Raw genomic sequence first — 22,749 nt, 5'->3', positions numbered from 1 at the left:
TCCTTTATAATAGTTTTAAAAGAAATTCAAGGAGACGAAGATGAAGACTGACAAGCTAAGAGAAAGCCAAAATGTTGAAGATCGTCGTGGTCAATCCTCAGATTCCTACACTAGTGGACGTTCTGGCAGGCTGCTGCAAGTTCTTTTTTCAAGTGGGAGTTGGAAGACAAAGCTTGTTCTTTTAATCCTTATCATCCTCATAGGAGGCGGTGGGCTCTCAGGCATATTAAGTGGAGGCCAATCACAACATAGCAATAATTATCAGTCAACCAGGGTGACCAGAACCAGTGGAGATAAGGCCGATGATAAGCAGGTTGAATTCGTCAGTAAGGTTTTTGCCTCTACCGAAGATTATTGGACAAAAACATTTAAAGAAGAAGGCTTAACTTATAAAAAGCCTACTCTAGTCTTGTACACAGGCTCAACCCGGACAGCTTGTGGGACTGGGCAGGCTGCTTCCGGACCCTTTTATTGCCCAGGAGACAATAAGGTTTATTTAGACATCTCCTTCTATGATGAGCTCTCCTCCAAGTATGGAGCCGCTGGAGACTTTGCAATGGCCTATGTCATTGCCCATGAAGTAGGCCATCATGTGCAAAACGAACTAGGAACAATGGAAAAGTATGCCCGAGCTCGTCAAGGAAAAAGTAACAAAGAAGTCAACCAGCTCAATGTCCAATTAGAATTACAGGCTGACTATTATGCTGGGGCCTGGTCACACTATGTCCAGGGGCAAGACCTACTAGACAAGGGTGATATTGAAGAGGCTCTGACTGCAGCAGGTGCTGTTGGCGATGATCAGCTTCAAAAGAAAGCCTATGGACGAATTGTTCCAGATAGTTTTACCCATGGCAGCTCCAAACAACGACAAAAATGGTTTAACAGAGGTTTTAACTATGGCGACTTTAAGCATGGTGATACCTTTGCTGTTCCCTATAATGATTTATAAGACAAAAAGAGTTAGGAAGCTTATAATAAGCTTCCTAACTCTTTTGTGCTTCTTTACTTACTAGATCATCTTCAATCTTATAGACCTGGTCGCAGTCTTTAATCATCCTTCTATCGTGGGTTACCATAATGATGCTCTTCCTTTTTTCACGACATTCCTGTGCTAATAAGACTACTACTTGATAAGCTTTTTCAGTATCTAAGCTAGCTGTAGGTTCATCAGCTAAGATTAAGGCAGGATCATTAATTGCTAAAAACCTCCCTAAACTCCCTTATCATCCCATTCACTCTTTTGATCCAGAAAACTCATAGTCAAAATGAATATCTGTAGCCAATAGTTTCTTGACCTTACAATGGCTTTCTATAAAGCTAATAAGCTGCTCTTTACTGGCCACTTCTAAGGTATCCTGCCCAAGGATCTCAATCTGCAAGAAAACACTTCTTTCTGAGAGCTGGGCATTGGTTCTTACCTGAACGTCTTTCTGTGAAAAACGATGGTAAAAAAAGGATTGCACACACATGTTAACACAGGAAGCAAGAGCAATGGTTACCAGACTCATTGGTGTTTCCCCCAGGTCGGTATCAGCAAAAAGTTCTACTGATTCTCCATAAGCCTGAGAAGAGGTCTGTAAGTAGCCAATACTGTTTATTTTTGTTTGATACATCTTATTTCCCCCACTATTTTAGCTTTATTATAGCAAAAAGAGCTCTTTATATAAAAGAACCCCTCTTGTAAACTATCTAATCTGAGCACCAATTTGCATTTCCAGTGCTTTTGTTATTTTTTCAACATATTTGCTTACTTCTTCATCTCTTAGACTTTCCTTAGGAGTTTGGAAGCTTAGGCTATAAGCCATTGATTTTTTACCTTCTTCGATGTTTTCTCCAGCATAAACATCAAACAATTTAATGCTTTTTAGGGTCTTAATGCCGACAGATTGGATAACATCAATAATTTCTTGATGGCTAACTGTCTGATTGAGAAGGAGGGCAATATCACGAGATACGGCTGGTACCTTTGTAATCTCCTGGAAGCTTTGATTGTCATGTAAAGCTTTTTCGATGGCTTCTAAATTCAACTCAGCACCATAGGTCTCAGGAATATCGTAGTCATTGGCAGTTTGCGGATGCACCTGACCAACAAATCCTATCACTTCTCCGTCTAGAACTATTTTAGCAGTTCTACCAGGATGCATAGAAGTCAGATCCTTTTCTACTTGGAAGCTAACTGTGATATCTAATTTTTCAAAGAGACTTTCAACAATTCCTTTGGCATAATAAAAATCAACAGGAAAGGCTTGAGTTTGAAAATCTTTTTCTCTAATCAATCCAGAAATAGCAAAGGCAAAGGTATTGATTTCATGTGGTAGATCTTCTTTTGGATCCTTCTCTTGCTGGAAGACCTTTCCAATTTCATAAAGAGCCAGGTTTTGATTTTTACGTGCTACGTTATAAGAAATGGTGTCTAAGATACCAGATAGCATATTTTGTCTTAAAACAGAACGTTCTACAGTCATTGGCCACATTAATTCAGTCAAATGACTTGGTTGCAAAGCAAATTCCACTGCTTTTTCTGGTGTGGTTAAGGTGTAGGAATTGATTTCTGTTAATCCAGAACCTTCTGCTATGGTCCGAATTTTTCTGCTTAAATCCTGAGATTTTGTTAATTCACCAGCTGTTCCGCCTGCTTCTGGCAGAGTGGTTGGCAGTTTATCATAACCATAAATACGCGCAATTTCTTCAACCAAGTCAGCTTGGATACTAATATCCCAACGGCGACGAGGTACTGAAACTGTAAAGTTTTGAGCATCACCACTTAAGCCAAAACCAAGTTTGGCAAAGATTGATTCCATATCAGCATAGCTTAATTCAGTTCCTAAACGGATATTCACATAATCAAGGCTTGTTGACACTTGGACAGGTTCTTTGGGTAGCGTCCCTGCTTCTTGCACGCCAGCAAGCACACTTCCTCCTGCCAATTCTTGAATCATTGCAGTAGCAAAGTTTAAGGCCTCAAGAACAGTATCGTAGTTAACTCCCTTTTCAAAACGTGAAGAACTTTCTGAACGTAAATTTAAACGACTGCTTGTTTTACGGACAGATTTGCCATCAAAGACTGCTGCTTCTAAGACAACATTTTTAGAGGTTTGATTGATTTCTGTCTCTTTACCACCCATGACTCCAGCTAGAGCAACTGCCTTGTCATTCACTGAAATAAGAATATCCTCAGCAATTAATTCTCTTTCTTCACCATCAAGTGTGACAAGTTTTTCACCAGGACGGGCATTGCGTGCTACAATTTTCTTAGATTCAAACTTATCCAAGTCAAAGGCATGCATGGGTTGTCCAAAATAAAGAAGGACATAATTGGTAACATCAACCACATTATTGATAGGACGAATGCCAGCATTCATCAGTAGATTTTGTAACCACTGTGGACTGGATTGGACTGTCACGTTTTCAATAACCCGGCTGGCATAGGTTAGAACCTTATCAGTTGCTATTTCTACCTCTATAGCCTCAGAACTGTCCTTATCAGCTTCTTGCAATTTTTTTTCAGGGAAGTGGACGGATTTTCCATAGATTGCTGCCACTTCGTGGGCAACGCCGCGCATGGATAGAGCATCTGCACGGTTTGGTGTGATGGATAATTCAATAATGTCATCATCCATGTCCAGATATGGGAAAACACTGTCACCAGGAATGGCATTTTCAGGTAGGATTTGAATGCCTTCTGAAAATTCTTTAGGGATAATAGCATCAGGACGACCTAGTTCCTGTAGGGAGCAGATCATACCTAAGGATTCCATTCCTCGAATTTTACCTTTTTTGATTTTATAATTATCAGCAATGCGTGCTCCTGGAAGAGCAACAATTACCTTAATGCCAGCTGTGACATTTGGTGCTCCACAGACAATTTGTCTTGGTTCTTCGTCTCCTGTGTCTACCTGACAAAGATATAAGTGTGTTTCTGGGACATCTTGACAAGTTAGTACGTGCCCTACTACTATTTTTGAAAGACCTTCTGAGGGTACTTCTACACCTTCTACTTCAATACCTGTTGTTGACATTTTTTCAGCCAGATCTTTTGGCGCTACATTGATATCAACCAACTCTTTTAACCACTTATAGGATACTAACATATTTCACTTTCTTTCTATCATTTCACAATCTTTTCTTTAAGTCCTAGCTACAAGGCAAGCAGCCAGCAAACAATCGTTCACTACTCATTAGGACTTAAGCTATTTCTTAATAATGGCACCCTGATTATTTAAATTGTTGTGAGAATCTGGCGTCACCTTGATAAAAACCACGTATATCATTGATACCATAACGAAGCATAGCGATACGTTCTTGGCCTAGACCAAAGGCAAATCCTGAGTATTCTTCAGCATCTACACCAGACATCTCAAGCACACTTGGGTGTACCATACCTGCTCCAAGAATTTCAATCCATCCTGTTTTCTTGCAGACATTACAGCCTTTACCACCACATTTAAAGCAGGAAACATCCACTTCTACAGAAGGCTCTGTGAATGGGAAATAAGATGGACGTAAACGAATCTTTCGTTCATCACCGAACATCTTTTTGATAATCATTTCAAGGGTACCTTTTAAATCTCCCATTGAAATATTTTTCCCAACGACTAGTCCTTCAATTTGATGGAACTGGTGTGAGTGCGTAGCATCATCTGTGTCTCTTCTGAAGACACGCCCTGGTGAGATCATTTTAAGTGGTCCCTTAGTAAAGTCATGTTGGTCCAAAGTACGAGCCTGAACAGGGCTGGTATGGGTACGTAACAAGATTTCTTCAGTGATATAAAAAGTATCTTGCATGTCTCTTGCTGGGTGGTCTTTTGGCAGGTTCATTCTTTCAAAGTTGTAGTAGTCTCTTTCTACTTCAAAACCATCAACAATTTGAAAGCCCATGCCTAAAAAGATATCTTCAATTTCTTGGCTGGTTTGTGTCAATACATGACGATTCCCAAGATTGATTTGTCGTCCAGGTAGAGTAACATCAATACTTTCTGCTTCCAACTGAGCCTTAATTTTTGCTGCTTCGACAATTTTTGATTGCTGGTCAAAGGCCTGATTGAGGTCATCACGAAGCTTATTAACTTCTTTTCCCACTATAGGTCTCATATCAGCTGAAAGATCTTTTAGACCCTTTAAAAGCTCTGTGAGAGAGCCTTTTTTCCCTAAAACAGAAACTTTTAAGTCTTGTAATTCTTTGCTATGATCACCATCAAGCTTTTTTAATTGCTCCAATGTTTGATTTCTAAGTTCTTCTAATTGTATTTGTAAATCCATGTTATTCCCTTCTTGCGTAGATAAAGAAAAAAGCGTGCCACTACTCCACTTCTTTGCGGAGCGTTGACACGCGGTACCATCCGTTTTTATCTGATTGTTCAGACCTTAATTTCAAGTCATCTATGAGTGAATTCATAACACTTTCATCAAGAAGGCTTACAGTCTAAGGCCTTCACTCCCTGTTAATTTCCCTGTTATTACTAGTCTCACTGACCTCTATTCAATTACTCTTATTTTATCAGAAAATGAGATAATTGACAATGGAAACTTTTCTAGCAGGCTTAGTGGGACTGCTTAAGCCGATTTTCTGACCTGTCCTGTTTGATAATTGACTCTTACATTCTTTTGAACATTTGGCACAAAGACATTAAATTCTAAGCTGCCATCATCAGACTTGGCTTCCAAATGACTGCCATTTGCCAAGATATTATCAGCTTCATAGATTAAGGTCACCCGATACCTAACCCTTTTATTCTTATCAAGTGCTTTTCTAACCAGACCTTCATAATAATTCTGACCGGTCGAGTTAGGAAGGTAGGCCTGATTAGCCCAAGATAATTGGGTCGCGATATTACTAACATTACTTGTTGAAGCATCAAAGCCTTTCAAGCCACCTACCAGTGCATAGCCTAATAGATGTCCCCTATCCACAGCATGGTCATATTCTCCACTTAAACCATGTATCTGGTGCCAGCCAGCAGGCTTCCAATCACTGTAGCCATTTCCAGTCAGGTGTCTTTTACGATATTGCCTTGTAGACTTTGCAAGTAAGGCGTTGGCTCTACTTGCAACTCTTTTACCTTGGATAATCTTTGTTTCATTGTTAGCATAAGGTTTGCTACTGACTCTTGCATCCAGGTCTGTTTTGTTGCTATTAATAATAAAGGCTCCAGCACCATTCCATTCAATCCTTTTGCCCAGCTGCTGTCTGACACTATCTGTTAGGGTGGATCTTGCTAGTTCCTCACTAGGAGTGTCCTGTGAGCTTTGCTGATGAGACTGACTCTTATGTCCTCTAAGATTCTGGTAGATTTCTTGTATGGGATTTTTTGTTCCCACTTGAGGACTGGCTAAAAGATAAGTCAGTCCCAAAACTAATAAAATGGCTAGAAAGCCATTTAAGTATTTGCCTCTATGATGATATTTTTTTGACATTTTACCTCTTCTTATTATAAAAAGCAGGCAATGCCTACTTTCCTGTAAATTTAGTGACTAATTCAGCCCATTTATCTAGTGATAAGATGGACAAGGGATTATGTCCATCTCCAATAAAACTATATCCTATCATTAATCCAATTGCTAAGAAAAGACAAGCTAAAATAGCCACGGCTAGAATCAGCAGCAATTGCCTAACAACATATTTCCAACCTTTTAACATTCACTAATCCTCATTAACACGTTTAATAGTAGCTCCTAGCTTGGCTAATTTGATATGGAACTGGTAGTAACCCCTGTCTAAATGACTTAGCTTAGTAACCGTTGTTGTTCCATTGGCTACCATACCAGTTAAAATAAGTGCAGCACTAGCCCTTAAATCAGTAGACATGACAGGAGCCCCTTGAAGCTGGTGTCCTCCATGAATCATGGCAGTGTCACGCAAAACCTCAGAATTTAGTCCCATACGACGCATTTCCTCTAAGTGTTGAAAGCGATTTTCAAATACTGTTTCAATCATGGTAGACTCCCCATTAACAACTGCCATTAATGCTGTAAATTGGGCTTGCATATCAGTTGGAAATCCAGGATGGGGAAGGGTTTTAACCGTTACAGGTTTTAAGGAAGTGCGGTCAGCTTGCACACGGATACCATCTTTTTCTTCTGTAACCTTAACTCCCATTTCCATTAGTTTTGAAATGAGCGGACGATTGTGTTCCCAAACAGCGTCTTTGATGAGAACATTTCCTGAGGTCATGGCTGCAGCAACCATAAAAGTACCGGCTTCGATACGGTCTTGGACAACATCATGATCAACTCCGTGGAGGCTATCCACACCTGTAATGGTCAAGGTTTCGGTACCTGCTCCACGAACCTTAGCTCCCATCTTATTTAACAATTGAGCAAGGTCAACGATTTCAGGCTCACGGGCTGCATTTTCTAAAACGGTTGTTCCTTCAGCAAGGGTGGCAGCCATCATTAAGTTCTGAGTAGCTCCCACAGAAGGAAAGTCCATATAAATCGAAGCACCTTTTAGCTTTGAAGCTGTGGCTGTAATATCACCATTGACTTGAGTAATCTTGGCACCCATTGCTTCTAGACCCTTCAAATGTAGGTCAATAGGACGACTACCAATTGTACACCCGCCAGGCATTGAAACTTTTGCATGACCATTACGCGCTAAGATTGGACCCAAAACAACTATTGAAGCACGCATTTGGCTAACATATTCATAAGGTGCGACATCTAAGATCTTGCCTGAAGCATCTACTGTAATAGCTTTGTTGTCTTCATCAAAATCTATCTGAATATTTAAACCACGCACCACATTATTCATTGTATAGACATCTGAAAGTATGGGTACATTTCGTAAAATGGTTTTCCCACTAGAAGGCAAAATGGTTGCCGCTAACAGAGGTAAAACAGCATTTTTAGCTCCTTCAATGACTACTTCACCACTTAGCTTGGTATGCCCACCTTCAATTATGATTTTATCCACGATATACTCCATTTCATTTGACTTATAATAGTAAAATTATACCACATTTCTAATTTTGATACCTTATCTGAATACTAAAAAAAGATTTTGACTAACTTGTATAAGTTCAAGAATAAAATGGCTAACTAAATATCCGATAATTATGGCTAGAAAAAAGACAAAAAGACGAATTTTTCCTAAATTATCTTGCCTATGGCGTACTAATCGTGTCCAATCAAAAATACTAATTAAGAGTTGATAAGAAATACCGATAAATAAGAGATGACATATAAGTGTTAATAAATTCGTAATATATTCCATATAGCTATTATATCAAAAGTCTGTTCAATAGAAAACTTTTCTCTAGGTCAATAAAAAAACAGGCTCATAAAAGAGTCTATTTTTTATCTATTTCCTACACTAATACGGTTTAAGGCACGTCTAAGAGCTACTTTTGCTCTGCGAACCTCATCAATATTATGAGTTGTTTCTGCTTCTTCAAGTTGACGCTCTGCTCTTTGCTTAGCACGCTCTGCTCGACTGATGTCAATGTCTGTAGAACGTTCTGCAGAGTCAGCTACAATGGTCACAACATTATCTTTAACTTCAATAATGCCACCATTAATAGCAATCCAGTCAACATGATTATCATCGTCAGTACGACGGATTTTCATCTCATGAATAACCAAGGGAGCTATCAAATTGACATGTTTAGGCAAGATACCCATGTCTCCATCTGGTGTTTCAACAGAAATGAATTTGGCATGATGATCATATTTGATACCGTCAGGAGTAACTACTTGGACAGTCATTTGTGACATGATAGCACCTCACTAATATCCCATTGTTTTAGCTTTTGCAATAACATCCTCAATTGGACCTACGCTACGGAAAGCATCTTCTGGTATGTGGTCATGCTTACCATCAAGAATTTCTTTAAAGCCTCGAACAGTTTCTGCAACTGGAACATAAGAACCTGGTTGTCCAGTAAATTGTTCAGCAACGTTAAAGTTTTGTGATAGGAAGAATTGAATCCTTCTAGCACGGCCAACCAATGTTTTTTCTTCATCAGACAATTCATCCATACCTAGGATAGCAATGATGTCTTGCAATTCACGGTAACGTTGAAGGACACGTTGAACCTCTGTAGCAACTGCATAATGTTCCTCACCAACAATTTCTGGTGATAGGGCACGAGAGCTTGATGCAAGTGGATCCACAGCTGGATAGATACCCATTTGAGTCAATTTACGTTCCAGGTTAGTTGTCGAATCCAAGTGGGCAAAGGCTGTTGCTGGCGCAGGATCGGTATAGTCATCCGCAGGGACGTAAATAGCTTGAATAGAGGTAACGGAACCTTTTTTAGTTGAAGTAATCCGTTCTTGCAATTGCCCCATTTCTGTAGCAAGTGTTGGCTGGTAACCAACGGCAGAAGGCATACGACCTAAAAGGGCAGAAACTTCAGAACCTGCTTGCGTGAAGCGGAAGATGTTATCAATAAATAACAGTACGTCTTGCCCTTCTACGTCACGGAAGTATTCAGCTATCGTTAAACCTGTAAGGGCAACACGCATCCGTGCTCCTGGTGGTTCATTCATTTGTCCAAAGACCATGGCTGTTTTTTCGATAACGCCTGAGTCTTTCATTTCCCAGAATAGGTCGTTCCCTTCACGGGTACGCTCACCAACACCGGTAAATACTGAAATCCCACCGTGTTCTTGTGCAATATTATGAATAAGTTCTTGAATAAGTACGGTTTTACCAACTCCAGCACCACCGAAAAGTCCAACCTTACCACCTTTTAAATAAGGCGCAAGGAGGTCAATAACTTTGATACCTGTTTCAAGAATTTCTGATGACGTTGATAATTCATCAAAGGCTGGTGCTTTTTTATGGATTGGTTCTCTCTTAGCATCCTCAGCAAATGGTTCTTCCAAATCAATTGTTTCACCAAGTACATTAAAGACGCGTCCTAGAGTTTCTTTACCTACTGGAACACTAATAGCACGTCCAGTATCCAGAACTTCCAATCCACGAGTAAGCCCATCAGTTGATTCCATAGCAATAGTACGAACAAGTCCTTCCCCTAATTCAAGGGCAACTTCAAGGACAATCTTTTGTTTCTTATCACTATCTTTATAAACTACCAATGCATTATTAATCTCTGGTAATTGTTCACCATTTGCAAACAGAACGTCTACAACTGGTCCAATGACCTGAGCAATTTTGCCTGAGCTCATTAATTTCTCCTTACTTAAACTTGAAAGGATCTTTTAACTGCCTGTTTGACAATTAACCTATCCTTTAATAGCTTTTATCTTTTTAGATAAATATATCAACCAAATAACTAGTTATTGTTTAGAAGCTTTTAGAAGATTGGTCTATTCTAAAGCATTTGCTCCTGCAACAATTTCTGTAATTTCTTGTGTAATGGCTGCTTGACGCGCACGGTTATACTGAATGGTTAAATCATTGATAACATTTTTAGCATTATCTGTAGCAGTCTGCATGGCAGTCATACCGGCTGCATGCTCTGCTGTTTTTGCATCAATAATAGCCCCATAAATAAGGCTTTCAGTAAACTGTGGTAAGAGTTGGTCCAAAATTTGTTGATAATTTGGTTCCAATTCAAAGCCTGAGACCCCTTCTTCTGTTGCTTCTTCAGCAACCAAGTCAGAAATAGGTAACATTTGTTGTACGCGAACTTGACTGGTCAAACTGTTGACATGATGATTGTAACAAACATATAATTCATCAAATATCTCGTTCTGATACATACTTACAGATTTAGAGATAATTTTTCTAACTTCTTCAAAACTAGGCTGATCTTCTAAACCACGAAGCTCAAAAGAAACATTCATGCCACGAGCTTTAAAAAAGTCAGAACCAACACTACCAATTGAAATAATAGAGTAATCACCATCTTTGTGATACTCTTCAATCATTTCCATGATTGATTTTAGAATTTTAGAATTATAGCCGCCAACAAGACCCTTATCAGAAGTGATCACGATGTAACCTGTCTTCTGAACTGGTCTTGAAACCAACATAGGGTTTTCAGAACCTTCATCAAGCTCTGTTTTTAATAAATCAGTAGTAATTTGTCTTATTTTTGAAGCATATATTTGAAAATCGCGAGCAGCTTGTTCAGATTTGACAAGTTTGGACGAAGAAACCATACGCATGGCACTAGTTATTTTACTTGTTTTCTCAGTTGAAATAATCTTTGCTTTAATTTCACTTAGAGAGCCTGCCATACTAGAATCCTCCCATTAATTATTAAAATTTGATTGATCTTTAAAGGCTTGAATAGCAGCTTTAAGTTCAGTTTCATCAGGAAGATCTTTGGTTGAACGGATTGTTTCAAACAAATGATCATAATGCATATCAAAATAGTCATATAAGGCTTCTTCAAATGCTAAGATGTCATTTACTGGAACATCATCCAAGTAACCATGTGTCAAGGCATAAAGAATAGTAACTTGTTTTTCAACAGGTAGTGGTTTATGCAGTGGTTGCTTTAAGATTTCAACGGTACGACGACCACGATTTAATTTAGCTTGTGTTGCAGCATCTAAGTCAGAGCCAAATTGCGTAAAGGCTTCTAATTCTCTATAGGATGCTAAGTCAAGTCTCAAAGTACCAGCTACTTTTTTCATAGCCTTGATTTGAGCTGAACCACCAACACGGGAAACTGAAGACCCAGCGTCAATGGCTGGTCTAATGCCTGAATTAAAGAGATTTTCTTGTAAGAAAATTTGGCCATCGGTGATAGAGATCACATTGGTTGCGATATAAGCTGAAATGTCACCGGCCTGTGTTTCAATGAATGGCAGAGCTGTTATAGAGCCTCCTCCTAAGTCATCAGAAACTTTTGCTGACCTTTCTAAAAGACGACTATGCAAATAGAAAACGTCTCCAGGGAAGGCCTCACGTCCTGGTGGTCTGCGAAGTAGTAAAGATAGTTCACGGTAAGCTACGGCTTGTTTTGATAAATCATCATAGACGATTAAGACGTGTTTGCCATTGTACATAAACTCTTCTGCCATTGCCACACCAGCATATGGTGCAATGTATAATAATGGAGAAGGTTGAGATGCAGATGCTGTCACAACAATTGTGTAATCAAGAGCTCCGTATTTACGAAGAGTTTCAACCTGTGTACGAACAGTTGATTCTTTTTGTCCAATTGCAACATAGATACAAATCATATCTTGACCTTTTTGGTTCAAAATAGTATCTATTGCAACTGTTGTCTTACCAGTCTGACGGTCACCGATGATTAATTCCCTTTGACCACGACCAATGGGTACTAAAGCATCAATAGCCTTTAGTCCCGTTTGGAGTGGCTCTGAAACAGACTTACGTTGCATAACACCGGGAGCTGGTGTTTCTACAGGTCTAAAACCAGTAGTTACAATTTCTCCTAAGCCATCGACAGGTTGACCAAGTGGATTTACCACACGACCAATAAGCGCTTCACCAACTGGTACTTCCATGATTTTTCCGGTACGTTTAACAACGTCACCTTCTCTGATTGTTGAGAAATCACCGAGAATAATAATACCAACATCATTTGACTCCAAGTTTTGAGCCATACCGTAGGCACCATTTGAAAATTCTAGAAGTTCTCCTCCCATGGCATTATCAAGACCACGAGCACGAGCAATACCATCACCAATATAGGTAACGACTCCAGTTTCTGTGACATCAAAATTTGGCTGGAAGTCTTCAATTTGCTTTTTAATTAAAGCGCTAATTTCTTGTGCATTAATTGCCAAAAGTCACACCACTTTCTATATTAATTTCATTTTGAATTCGTGTAATTGACGTTTGATACTGGTATCAATGATTTTATTATTAACAGCAATCATAAACCCTCCAATGAGAAAAGGATCCACTTTTTCTATTAAACGTCCTGTTTTTAGGCCCATTTTGCTCCTAACAACAGCTTTTACACGCCCTTTTTGTTCCTCTGTTAGGGGAACTGCAGATGTCACATAAACATCATATTCTTCAGTAAGCTTAGACATTTCTTTTAAGACATTTTGTAAAATCTCATAAAGGAAATTTTCCCTTTGATTTTGAATAATGACTTCTAAAAAATTGTTTAAATAAACTGAACTAGTGTCTTTAAGTAACCTTACAAGCTTTATTTTTTTATCCTGTGGAAGAGCTAGACTTGATAGGCTTTCATCAAGTTTGGTCGCTTCAAAAGCTTCCAAAATGGCAAGCACATCTTTTTTCAATGGCTCCATAACTTGGTGTTCAGCAGCTACCTCAACAAGGCTTTTTGCATATTGCTCAACAAGAGCCTGTTCTTTTTTAGTCATTAGGCTTCTCCTAAATCATCAAGATATGAATCAATAAGTTGGCTTTGAGCATCTTTATCTAGCTTAGTGCCTAAGATTTTTTCTGCTAACAGTACAGTTAGGTCAGACATTTCACCTTTAACACTTGCAACTGCTTCTAATTGACTTTGAGCAATATCTGATTGCGCTTTATCTTTTAGACGACTTGCTTCTTCAGTAGCTTCAGCCACTATTTTTTCACCTTTTGCCTGACCGAGGTCTTTTGCATTTGTGATGATTTGACTTGCTTCTTGCTTAGCACCGTCTAGTTCTTCTTCGCGTGCCTTTGCTAGATCTTCAGCCGTTTGTCGTGCTTCTTCAGCCTTATTAATATCATTAGCAATCTTAGCAGATCTTTCTTCTAAAATGCCACTAATAGCACCCCAAGCGAATTTTCTTAGTAAAAGATACAAAACAAGAATTGAACCTGTTACTAGAATAAAATTCCCAATAATTTCACCTACTGTTAATTCCATATAGGTTTTCCTTTCTTATTCCTCTTCTTCATTGACTTTTTTACCAAGATACATAGATGTTAACTTAGTAAAAACATAAGCTTGAACACATGAAATAAAGACAGAAAAAGCTGTCCAAACCATGTTTAAAACCAGTGCAACTGGGAACCAAGCCATATTTGCAACTATCATTTTAAGAATCAGTCCTGTTACGACTTCACCAGCAAAAATATTACCATAAAGACGTAAAGCCAATGATAGCACATTGGTCACTTCTTCTAAAAGATTCATTGGCGTCATAATAGTTGGTGTTGCAAAGCGTTTCAAGTAAGCCAAGAAACCACGTTGTCGTATACCTTCAAAATGACATATGATAGCAATCAACAAAGATAATGATAAGTCAAAACCGATATTAGCTGTCGGTGATGTCCAGAGGTTAAACTTTTCTGGAGTTTCCAGTTTGGTCATTAGTCCCAGGTTATTAGCTACCATTACAAATAGAAAAAGACAGAAAAAGAAAAGTGAGTAACGACTACGGTGTTGTTTTTCAATATGTTCATCTGTTACGCCTGAAATAAAATCTAAGATATATTCCAAAGCTGTCTGTTTACCTTTAGGCTTCAAAGCCATATGCCGGCTAGCAGAATAAACAAAAGCAAAAACAAGGACAACTGTAATGACACACATAGCAAGCAGGGTTAAATTAAAGGTCACAGGACCTAGTGTCAGTGTTGGAGTAATTTCTTCCAACTTATTCCCTCCTTTTTCAATTCAAAGAATTACCAAGTTAAAGCAAGATTCTATGGAAAGAGTTCAATAAAATCTTTACCTATAAAAGAGGAACTTTTAACTTTAATTCTTTTTCTGATATTTTTTATAGAATATAAACTTCTTATTTTAGAATAAATGCCATTGCAAGTGTTACGAAGAAGGTACCTTCAATAAATGCAATCCCTAAAATCATAAGTGAACGTAATTGCCCAATTATTTCAGGTTGACGTGCAGCTGATTTGAATAGGTTTGCCATTAAAAAACCTTCAGCAAGTGATACACCAAAACAGGCAAGAGCCAATGCGAAAATCGGATTCATAATAGAATTCTCCTTTAAAATTTTTTTACTTTGCTATTCTATTCCTTAATATTAAGAATGTCAACAGAAATATGGATACTGTTTGCGCTTTCTTAAACCTTTCCTAACCTTTACTTTGAAAGGAATGGTCTCTTAGATAAAATAGCCTAACAGCTTCATTATAACAATAAGTAGACTTTAATTCAAAGGAAGGAGATCTTCTTCAAAAAACGGACAAGATTGTCTTTTTGAAGCACTTATCTGTTTTTAAATCCTTTATACAAAAAAAATAACCTGAGCAGTCAGGTTATTTCAGTCTGAAGAAAAAGCCAGTTATTCTGTCATATCAAGGATCAGAGCTGTTAAGTCATTGATAACTTTAGCCTCTTCTTTAAGGTGTTTATCATTTGTTTCAATGATATTCTTATCTGACAGCTGTAAGGGCGTGGTGTGATAGCTAAAGACCAATTGATATTTTCTTTTATCTTTGATACTAAAACTGATAAAGCCCGACTTTTTCTCAGCACTTTCAATAGAAACATGTTTTCTGATTTCTTCAAATGTTTGATAAGAAAAGTATGGGGTTTTTGTTTTCAAGGATATTAGATTTCTCACAAAATCAACAGTCTCTTTTTCAAGGCTTACTTGGTTCCAATCAACTTGGTTAACTTGATCAGATGAACAATAGGAATTCATAGCCCGTTCTTTATCTTCCTGGCTTAGCTGATTGTCCTTTCCTGTCGCAAACAGCTTGGTTCTTAAAAATTCTTGACCAATTTGCATAAAAGTGACACCCTGCATCAAGATATTCATTGCTGTGGCTAGTTGAACGCGCTTCCTATGAATATCAAGACTATCATTGGGTTTTAGTGCCCAAAACAGATCATTCAGATTGTAATTATCATGAGCCTCAACATAATTGATCACCTGATCAGGACTGCTATAATCAGCCAGTTGCTCACTCGCTATGATTGCTTTGGCAAGAACTTCCTCAGTTGCAGCTCCTGTTACAAAGCCTTCTACTAAGTCTCCGAAAATCTCAGCACCTTTTATAGCATTTCTCTGGTCGTCATTAAAAAAACCAATTCTAGGCAGCTGGTGAGCATTGCTTTTCATGGCCTTTTTATCAGCACTTAAGCCATTGCCCATATCCCAACCTTCACCATACAATAAGATTCTAGGGTCAATCTTATCCACTTCTTCTCTTATAAGATTCATGGTTTCGATGTCATGAAGCCCCATCAAATCAAAGCGAAAGCCATCGATATTGTATTCTCTTATCCAATATAATAGGGAATCAATCATGTACTTGCGAAACATTTCTTTTTCGCTTGCAGTTTCATTACCACAGCCTGAGCCATTCTGGAAACTACCGTCAGCTTGCATCCGATAATAATAATCTGGCACGGTCAATTGGAATGCCGAATCTCTAGAAGAGTAAGTATGATTATAGACCACATCCATAATGACGTTGAGACCAGCATCATGATAGGCTTGGATGACCTTTTTCAATTCTAAGATACGGTTGGCTGGGTCGTGAGGATTACTTGCGAAGCTAGCTTCGGGAACATTATAATTCTCTGGATCATAGCCCCAGTTGTAGGCATAGTTCCCATTTTCGTCAAAGCTTTGATGATGATCAAATATGGGCTGTAATTGGATATGGGTCACACCCAAGGCCTTAATATAGTCAAAGCCAGTGGCATCACCATAATCATTAAGAGTGCCTTCTTCAATTAAGCCCTTAAATTTACCCCGTTTTTCTGCACTAATCCCAGAGTTTTCTGATATTGAAAAATCTCTGACATGCATTTCATAGATCACAGCCTTATTAGGATTTTCTAGCCGCCAAGTAGCCTCTTCTCTTTGTTTGACCTTAAAGCCATCTGGAATCAAATCTTCTGAAGAAATAAGAACAGACCTTCGGCCATTGGCTGTTGCGGCAATAGAATAAGGATCCCTAGAATCTCTAAAAGCTTGATCTTCATCATACAGGCGGTAAGAATAGCAGGTGAAATTGTAATCGCCCTTTAGAGAAATTTCCCAGACACCATGGGTATTTTCCTCATGCTGATCTGGCGTAAAGCTTTGGCCTCGTGTCATGGCATGCTTTTGAACGATTGGAGCATTGTTATCACTTGAAGCATAGAAAATAAGTTCTACCTTTGTAGCTGTGGGTGCCCATAAACGAAAAGTCGTTTCTTCCTTTTGAAATTTAAAGCCAAGCCAACCAGAAAAACCCCATTTTCTATCAAAATCAAGACTATTTAAAGCCAGGTCATAGGATTGTTTTTTCTCTGGACTAAAAAAAGCACTTGCTTGCGCAGCCAGTTTTGAATGGTAGATTGTCTGATCGCCTTCAACAATCCAAACTTCAGTTTCAGCAAGTTCAGCCTGTCTTTCAATCTTATAGACTACTACGGGCTTAGGCTCTAGATAATCTCTCTTAACACTGACAAAGACTTGACTAGGAACATGTCCTGTCTCGCAGTCCAAATAGGCTAGGGCACCAAAGCTATCCTTATATGAAAAAGTAAGTTCTTTTCCTTTTTGCCCGTCTTGCTCTTGCCTTAAGGTCAGATTAGAGTAATGTCCTTCTTGATTATGGTAGTGTAAGATGACGCAATGGTTCATTCTTCAGCTAATCCTCCATTTTTTTCTTCCATATCTTCAACTTCATGGGCAAACTTCTGTGCGATCTCTTCAATTTCAGGTTCTTCCTCATTAATACCAAAGGCATTATTAGAAATCAAATCGGTATCTGCAAAGAAGGTGATATGATTTTTAAGATTTTCTAAGACAATTGGTGCATCGCCACCATATTCTCCATCTAAATTGATCATCATTCTGTTATCAGATAAAGGTTCAATGATAACCTTACTAGTCTTTATGTATTCTACCCGCCGATCGTTGACGTGCTTACCCCCATCAATAACCAGTCTTAAAAGATGTACTATTTCAAAAAGGTTGGCTGTTTTAACCAGTATTAAGGTGAACTGACCATCGTCCAATTTTGCATCAGGAGCAATAAATTCAAAGCCTCCAACTGAGTTTGTAATGGCAGCAAATATTAAGGAAACCTCTCCTTCAAAGACACCTGTATCATAGGTGATTTTGACAGGAACATTACGCACGCGCGGTAACAATTCCACCCCTTTGGCAAGGTAGGCTAGGTAACCAAACATGGTCTTTAGTTGACTGGGAACACTATAGGTCAATTCCGTCAAACTACCTGCTGCGGCGATATTGATAAAATAAGTATCTCCTCTAGCCTTACCAATATCCATATTAATCGTCTGATTTTTTCCAATGATTTGTGCAGCTTTTATAGGATTACCACGTGGTATTTTCAAAGCACGGGCAAAATCGTTTGTGGTACCTGTGGGAATAATGGCGATTTTTGGTCGGTTTTTCAGCGGAGCCACCCCACTGACCACCTCGTTGATAGTCCCATCACCACCAGCTGCTATAAGCAGTTCAAAACCTGCCTTTGCAGCTCTCATGGCTTCTTTTTGGGCTGATAAGGGCTGGGCTGTTGTTTGAAAGGCGGAAGTTTCATAACCATAACTCTCAAGAATATTTAAGACTTCTGCCACATTTTTTTTCATTATCTCCTGACCAGAAGTTGGATTATATATGAGTCTCGCTCTCATTTGTTTTTTCATTACCTTACCTCATCACTTACACATTAAGTAACCATTCTTCATCTTGGATTTCTATACCCAAGGAGCGGGCCTTATCCAGCTTTGAACCAGCCTCGCTGCCTGCAATAACTAAGTCTGTCTTTTTAGAAACACTTGAGGTAACCTTAGCTCCTAACTCCTCCAACTTAGCCTTGGCATCATTTCGATTCATTTGCTCTAATTTACCTGTCAAAACAACCGTCATTCCAAATAATTGAGCCGTCTTATCTACTCTTTTACCCAGGTATTTTAAATTAACACCAACCTCTTTTAATTCTGCTATCAGTTGATGGCTTTCTTTTTTGGCAAAATATTCGTGAATCGAATTCGCAATGACACTACCAAGTCCATCAATACTAGCAATGGCACTTTCACTGGCATCAATAAGATTTTCAAGGCTTTCAAATTCTTCTAAAAGGAGTTTGCTAGCTTTCGCTCCAACATGACGGATACCTAAACCAAATAAAAGCTTATCTGCCGATTTTTCCTTTGATTCCTCAATAGCTGACAGTAATTTTTCAGCTGATTTTTCTTTAATTCCCTCTAAGGTTAATAAGCTCTCCAAGTCCAAACGATACAGATCAGCCACGTCCTTAATAAGCTCTGCCTTATATAATTTTTCAACACTAGCAGGGCCTAAACCAGCAATATTCATAGCATTACGGCTTGCAAAATGCTCTAAGCTTCGTTGAATCAAGCTTGGGCAAAGAGGATTAATGCATCTAAGAGCAACCTCTTCTTCTAAATGAACGAGATCACTGCCACAAGAAGGACAAAGCTTTGGAATGACCATTGCCTGCTGGGAACTTCTTTTGTCTGAAACCACCCTTAAAACAGCAGGTATAATGTCTCCTGCCTTATAAACAATAACCCTATCACCAACTCTTATATCTTTTTCAGCAATATAATCTACATTGTGTAAGGTCGCTCTACTAACTGTTGTTCCTGCCAGCTGGACAGGGGTTAAATTGGCTGTTGGGGTTAAGACACCTGTTCTGCCGATTGTCCAATCAACAGACAGCAATGTCGCTTCTTTTTCCTCCGCAGGAAATTTATAGGCAATGGCCCATCTAGGAGCTTTTATGGTAAAACCAAGCTCTTCTTGCATAGCCAAATTATTAACTTTAATGACGATCCCATCAATTTCATAGCTCAGCTTTTCACGTTCACTTTCAATTTCTTCAATAAAGTGCCAGATGTCTTCCATAGATGACGTCATCAGATAACGGTCATTAACAGCAAAACCTAATCTTTTAAGCTTTTTTAAAACACCTTCCTGATTCAGTTCTTGACTGGGACTGGCCTCTTGATACAAAAAGCTGGCCAGATTCCTTTTACCAACAATTGAAGTGTCCAATTGTCGGAGCGTTCCAGCAGCAGCATTTCTAGGATTCGCAAATTCCGTTTGACCATTTTCCTGCCGCTCCTGGTTAATCTGTTGAAAGGACTGCCTAGACATGTAAGCTTCTCCACGTACAGTAATGTCAAGAGGCTCACTTAAGGTGCGTGGAATATCCTTTAATTTTTTTAAATTTTCAGTAATGTTCTCTCCTACACTACCATCCCCACGTGTTGCACCCGTTACTAGCTTTCCTTTTTCATAAGTTAGGGAAATAGACAGGCCATCAATCTTTAACTCAACAATGTAAGTGGCCTTTGGAAATTCTGCCTTTACCCTACGATCAAAAGTTAAGAGTTCTTCATAAGAAAAAGCATCTTGCAAGCTATAAAGGGGATAGGGATGCTGGTACTTTTCAAATCCAGACAAAATAAGCCCCCCCACTCCCTGTGTTGGGCTGTCTTTTGCAATAAATTCTGGATAGGCTTCTTCTAATTTTACTAATTGGCGATAAAGTTTATCATACTCTGCGTCACTGACCGAAGGATTATCATTTGTATAATAATCATGTCGGTACTTATTTAACAGCTGTGTCAATTCTCTCATTTCTTTTTCCATATCACTATTTTATCACATTTCAATCAAAATGCATTAACGGTCTCTTGCTTCTCTAAAAAAGCTGCCAATACATCAGTAGCCTGCTTTATAACTTTATTAAATTTTCAGTTAGTTTATCAAGAAGCCCTGATCAAAAAATCCTTTAAGGATCATATAAGCTTTTAAAGAACATTAAAAAAGCCAAAGCTCTAGACTTCAGCTCGTTTTTTAAGTTAATTAGAATAAGACAATTACTGTGTCAAATCAATTTGTTTTCCTAATTTATCAATGATAAAAGAACCAATCAGAAGTGAAACAAATTCTCCTACTGCTGTTGTCAGCCAGGTCAGTAAAAGTGGTGAACCAAAGAAACTGAGTTCAATAGCTACTGTTAGCATAGACAATGAAAAGAAAATAGCAAAGTAGAAAAAGGCTTTATTAATCAGTCCATTAAAAAAATAATCTTTTTTATACCTGTCAAATAAAATGACCCCTGAACTGACAAACAATAAAGTCGAGCCACCACCAACAAGAACATCTATCAAACCAAAACTGTAAAAATTAGAAATCATACAGCCAATGGTCACAGCAATAATGTATTTTCTATTATAAAAGGCAAGAAAATTCATCATTTCAGAGACCCTAAATTGATACATTCCATAAGATATGGCATTGAGGGGCGGGGTTATGGTCAAAACAACATAGAGGGCAACAACTAAGGCGATATGGACAAAATCCTTAATCTTATAATTTTTCATTTTTTCTCCTTTGACGTCAAAATAAGGCATGAAAGACCTTACTACGTTTATAATATGCTTGGTGAAAGGGAACTAAGCACCAAGGGTTGCCTTGCAACTCCTACATTGTACCATAAAGAAAAAAGGAATAAAAGCTGTCTCTAATGTCAAAGTTAACTTCTTTCTGGCAGAGCGACTTAAAATGTCTAGAATCTCAGCCACTGACTGGGAATTTTTCAATCCTCAGACTTAAAACTAAAAGCAAGAACCTTAAAAGAAAGTGGCTTTTAACCTAGCAGTTAAAAAAATATCAAAAATGAAATTCCTTTAATGTCTTCCTAGTCCTCTTTTTTCAAGGAAATTTTTCATGTGAAGACGTGGTAAGCCTGTCAAGGTTTTAAAGGCTGTTTCAGACCATATTCTTTTAAATGTTCCATTTGTTCTCTTAGCATAATAAGTAGAGGTAAGTCTTTCATATGCTAGGGTTTTCGGCAAGGTTTCTGTGTCATATCCATCATGATGGTGGATGGCTTCCTGAGGAAAACGGGGTTTAAGTTCATTCTTTTTAAGAGGGTAACCAAGGGCTAGACCATAAAGGGGATAAACATAATCTGGTAAAGCCAATATCTCTGAGATGACTTCTATCTCATCTCTAATACCACCTATATAGCAGGCCCCCATTCCCATAGATTCTGCTGCTAGTGTCATATTTTGAGCTGCCAAACTAGCATCTATAGCACCAACCAATAAAGCATCCGTGCCTTCTATAGATGCTCAAATATCAAGCTCCTGACTTTGGGCAAAATCCTGATGTCTTTTAAAATCGCCACAAAAAATAAAGAAGTGCCCCGCATCCAAAATAAAATTTTGCAGATGACCTCTTTTAACCAGCTCTTTTAAGAGTCTTGGATCATCAATACTGATAATGGAATAGGCCTGTAAAAAACTAGCTGTAGAAGCTGCCTGAGCACAAGAAACTAAGGTATCCACTTCTTCTTTTGTTAACCTTTGGTCTGTAAAATTTCTGACTGAAACATGCTTTGTGATTAAGTCAATTGTCTCATTATTCATAACTTCTCTCCCTCTTCATTTACTGACTAAATCATACCATAGATTGATCTTATTTTCTTTTTTCCAAACTGGCATTTTAGACACAGAAAAAACACCCTTTCAATCGATCTATAAGCCATCAATTGAAAGAGCGTCATTAGCCTCTTTAAGCTATGGCACATCTTTTAGACATTTTTGTACATTTTTGTCGTTAATTCAAGCAAATCCATGATCAGGTCATTATGGTCAGAAATCAAATCATAGAGCTGATCTTCACTTAAGATTCCTGCCTTTATTTGACTGGTATCTGCCTTATGCAGACGGTACCAGTCATCACTGCCATAAAAAGCAAGTAAGTCTTGGTAGTCCCTATAATGGTCACTAAGATCAGTTAGTGATGCTTTAAGTGCCTGCAATTTGGGTTGAAAATCATCGTATTTTTCTTCCAGAGTTTGAACTTTAAGCACATCTTCTTCAGTCATTTGCAATTCCTCCTACTTAATAGACTGAGTATAGCATTAAGTTGGGATTTTCACTAGATTTTACCTTCGTGCTCCAAGACAAAGAGGGAGATTTT

21 protein-coding genes, 2 pseudogenes and 1 riboswitch are annotated in these 22,749 nt (G+C 38.4%); of the genes and pseudogenes, 1 reads left to right on the top strand and 22 read right to left on the bottom strand.

Annotated elements, in window-relative coordinates:
- The first annotated feature begins 40 nt into the window (after positions 1 to 40).
- A complete protein-coding gene (gene ypfJ / locus HBN42_RS00300) occupies positions 41 to 949 on the top strand; it encodes a KPN_02809 family neutral zinc metallopeptidase (protein ID WP_165992620.1) in 909 nt (302 codons plus the stop codon).
- A 34-nt stretch (positions 950 to 983) separates the two neighbouring features.
- Here ypfJ and HBN42_RS00295 read toward each other — a convergent pair.
- The 22 genes and pseudogenes from HBN42_RS00295 to HBN42_RS00190 form a co-directional block, all read right to left on the bottom strand.
- Positions 984 to 1,193: pseudogene (locus tag HBN42_RS00295) on the bottom strand (hemin ABC transporter ATP-binding protein); the annotation flags it as partial.
- Positions 1,194 to 1,232: 39 nt separating this feature from the next.
- On the bottom strand, positions 1,233 to 1,613 hold the full coding sequence (locus tag HBN42_RS00290; RefSeq protein WP_165992619.1) for an OsmC family protein: 381 nt from the start codon (positions 1,611 to 1,613) through the stop codon (positions 1,233 to 1,235).
- 72 nt (positions 1,614 to 1,685) lie between these two features.
- Positions 1,686 to 4,091: a phenylalanine--tRNA ligase subunit beta gene (gene pheT / locus HBN42_RS00285; RefSeq protein ID WP_165992617.1), complete on the bottom strand. Its 2,406-nt coding sequence runs from the start codon at positions 4,089 to 4,091 to the stop codon at positions 1,686 to 1,688.
- Between the two features lie 124 nt (positions 4,092 to 4,215).
- Complete coding sequence (gene pheS, locus HBN42_RS00280; protein ID WP_165992615.1) at positions 4,216 to 5,259, bottom strand: phenylalanine--tRNA ligase subunit alpha; 1,044 nt, start codon at positions 5,257 to 5,259, stop codon at positions 4,216 to 4,218.
- 294 nt (positions 5,260 to 5,553) lie between these two features.
- A complete protein-coding gene (locus HBN42_RS00275) occupies positions 5,554 to 6,414 on the bottom strand; it encodes a DNA/RNA non-specific endonuclease (RefSeq protein ID WP_165992613.1) in 861 nt (286 codons plus the stop codon).
- Positions 6,415 to 6,448: 34 nt separating this feature from the next.
- Entirely contained in the window at positions 6,449 to 6,637 is a 189-nt protein-coding gene (locus tag HBN42_RS00270) for a DNA-directed RNA polymerase subunit beta (RefSeq protein ID WP_165992611.1), read from the bottom strand.
- A 3-nt stretch (positions 6,638 to 6,640) separates the two neighbouring features.
- Positions 6,641 to 7,912, bottom strand: a complete 1,272-nt coding sequence (murA, locus tag HBN42_RS00265) for a UDP-N-acetylglucosamine 1-carboxyvinyltransferase (protein ID WP_165992609.1) — start codon at positions 7,910 to 7,912, stop codon at positions 6,641 to 6,643.
- Positions 7,913 to 7,975: 63 nt separating this feature from the next.
- Complete coding sequence (locus tag HBN42_RS00260) at positions 7,976 to 8,212, bottom strand: DUF1146 family protein (protein WP_165992607.1); 237 nt, start codon at positions 8,210 to 8,212, stop codon at positions 7,976 to 7,978.
- Positions 8,213 to 8,295: 83 nt separating this feature from the next.
- Positions 8,296 to 8,712, bottom strand: a complete 417-nt coding sequence (locus HBN42_RS00255; RefSeq protein ID WP_165992605.1) for a F0F1 ATP synthase subunit epsilon — start codon at positions 8,710 to 8,712, stop codon at positions 8,296 to 8,298.
- A gap of 12 nt (positions 8,713 to 8,724) precedes the next feature.
- Positions 8,725 to 10,131 (bottom strand): F0F1 ATP synthase subunit beta, encoded by a 1,407-nt coding sequence (gene atpD / locus HBN42_RS00250; protein WP_165992603.1) that lies wholly within the window; start codon positions 10,129 to 10,131, stop codon positions 8,725 to 8,727.
- Between the two features lie 141 nt (positions 10,132 to 10,272).
- Entirely contained in the window at positions 10,273 to 11,148 is an 876-nt protein-coding gene (locus HBN42_RS00245; RefSeq protein WP_165992601.1) for a F0F1 ATP synthase subunit gamma, read from the bottom strand.
- A 15-nt stretch (positions 11,149 to 11,163) separates the two neighbouring features.
- Positions 11,164 to 12,672: a F0F1 ATP synthase subunit alpha gene (atpA, locus tag HBN42_RS00240; RefSeq protein WP_165992599.1), complete on the bottom strand. Its 1,509-nt coding sequence runs from the start codon at positions 12,670 to 12,672 to the stop codon at positions 11,164 to 11,166.
- A gap of 15 nt (positions 12,673 to 12,687) precedes the next feature.
- Positions 12,688 to 13,224, bottom strand: coding sequence for a F0F1 ATP synthase subunit delta (locus HBN42_RS00235; protein ID WP_165992598.1), 537 nt, complete (start codon positions 13,222 to 13,224; stop codon positions 12,688 to 12,690).
- Complete coding sequence (atpF, locus tag HBN42_RS00230; RefSeq protein WP_165992595.1) at positions 13,224 to 13,718, bottom strand: F0F1 ATP synthase subunit B; 495 nt, start codon at positions 13,716 to 13,718, stop codon at positions 13,224 to 13,226. The genes HBN42_RS00235 and atpF overlap by 1 nt, the downstream gene beginning before the upstream one ends.
- A 15-nt stretch (positions 13,719 to 13,733) precedes the next feature.
- Positions 13,734 to 14,447, bottom strand: a complete 714-nt coding sequence (gene atpB, locus HBN42_RS00225; protein WP_165992593.1) for a F0F1 ATP synthase subunit A — start codon at positions 14,445 to 14,447, stop codon at positions 13,734 to 13,736.
- Positions 14,448 to 14,589: 142 nt separating this feature from the next.
- On the bottom strand, positions 14,590 to 14,787 hold the full coding sequence (locus tag HBN42_RS00220) for a F0F1 ATP synthase subunit C (protein ID WP_165992590.1): 198 nt from the start codon (positions 14,785 to 14,787) through the stop codon (positions 14,590 to 14,592).
- 312 nt (positions 14,788 to 15,099) lie between these two features.
- Complete coding sequence (pulA, locus tag HBN42_RS00215) at positions 15,100 to 17,400, bottom strand: type I pullulanase (RefSeq protein ID WP_165992587.1); 2,301 nt, start codon at positions 17,398 to 17,400, stop codon at positions 15,100 to 15,102.
- Positions 17,397 to 18,431 carry a diacylglycerol kinase family lipid kinase gene (locus HBN42_RS00210; protein ID WP_165992584.1) on the bottom strand — a complete coding sequence of 345 codons (1,035 nt, stop codon included), beginning with the start codon at positions 18,429 to 18,431 and terminating at the stop codon, positions 17,397 to 17,399. Before HBN42_RS00210 ends, pulA begins: the two co-directional genes overlap by 4 nt.
- Before the next feature lie 16 nt (positions 18,432 to 18,447).
- A complete protein-coding gene (ligA, locus tag HBN42_RS00205; RefSeq protein ID WP_165992579.1) occupies positions 18,448 to 20,406 on the bottom strand; it encodes an NAD-dependent DNA ligase LigA in 1,959 nt (652 codons plus the stop codon).
- Positions 20,407 to 20,636: 230 nt separating this feature from the next.
- Complete coding sequence (locus tag HBN42_RS00200) at positions 20,637 to 21,143, bottom strand: QueT transporter family protein (RefSeq protein ID WP_165992577.1); 507 nt, start codon at positions 21,141 to 21,143, stop codon at positions 20,637 to 20,639.
- A riboswitch (PreQ1 riboswitch) is annotated at positions 21,141 to 21,258 on the bottom strand. It overlaps the preceding gene by 3 nt.
- A 191-nt stretch (positions 21,259 to 21,449) precedes the next feature.
- Positions 21,450 to 22,193: pseudogene (nfsA, locus tag HBN42_RS00195) on the bottom strand (oxygen-insensitive NADPH nitroreductase).
- 164 nt (positions 22,194 to 22,357) lie between these two features.
- On the bottom strand, positions 22,358 to 22,654 hold the full coding sequence (locus HBN42_RS00190) for a DUF4298 domain-containing protein (RefSeq protein WP_165992575.1): 297 nt from the start codon (positions 22,652 to 22,654) through the stop codon (positions 22,358 to 22,360).
- Between the last annotated feature and the right edge of the window lie 95 nt (positions 22,655 to 22,749).

It is taken from the genome of Streptococcus catagoni (assembly GCF_011421425.1).
GTDB classification, from domain to species: Bacteria; Bacillota; Bacilli; order Lactobacillales; family Streptococcaceae; genus Streptococcus; species Streptococcus catagoni.
The sequence above is the reverse complement of the archived record's forward strand: the minus strand, read 5'-3'. Positions and strand labels throughout refer to the sequence as shown.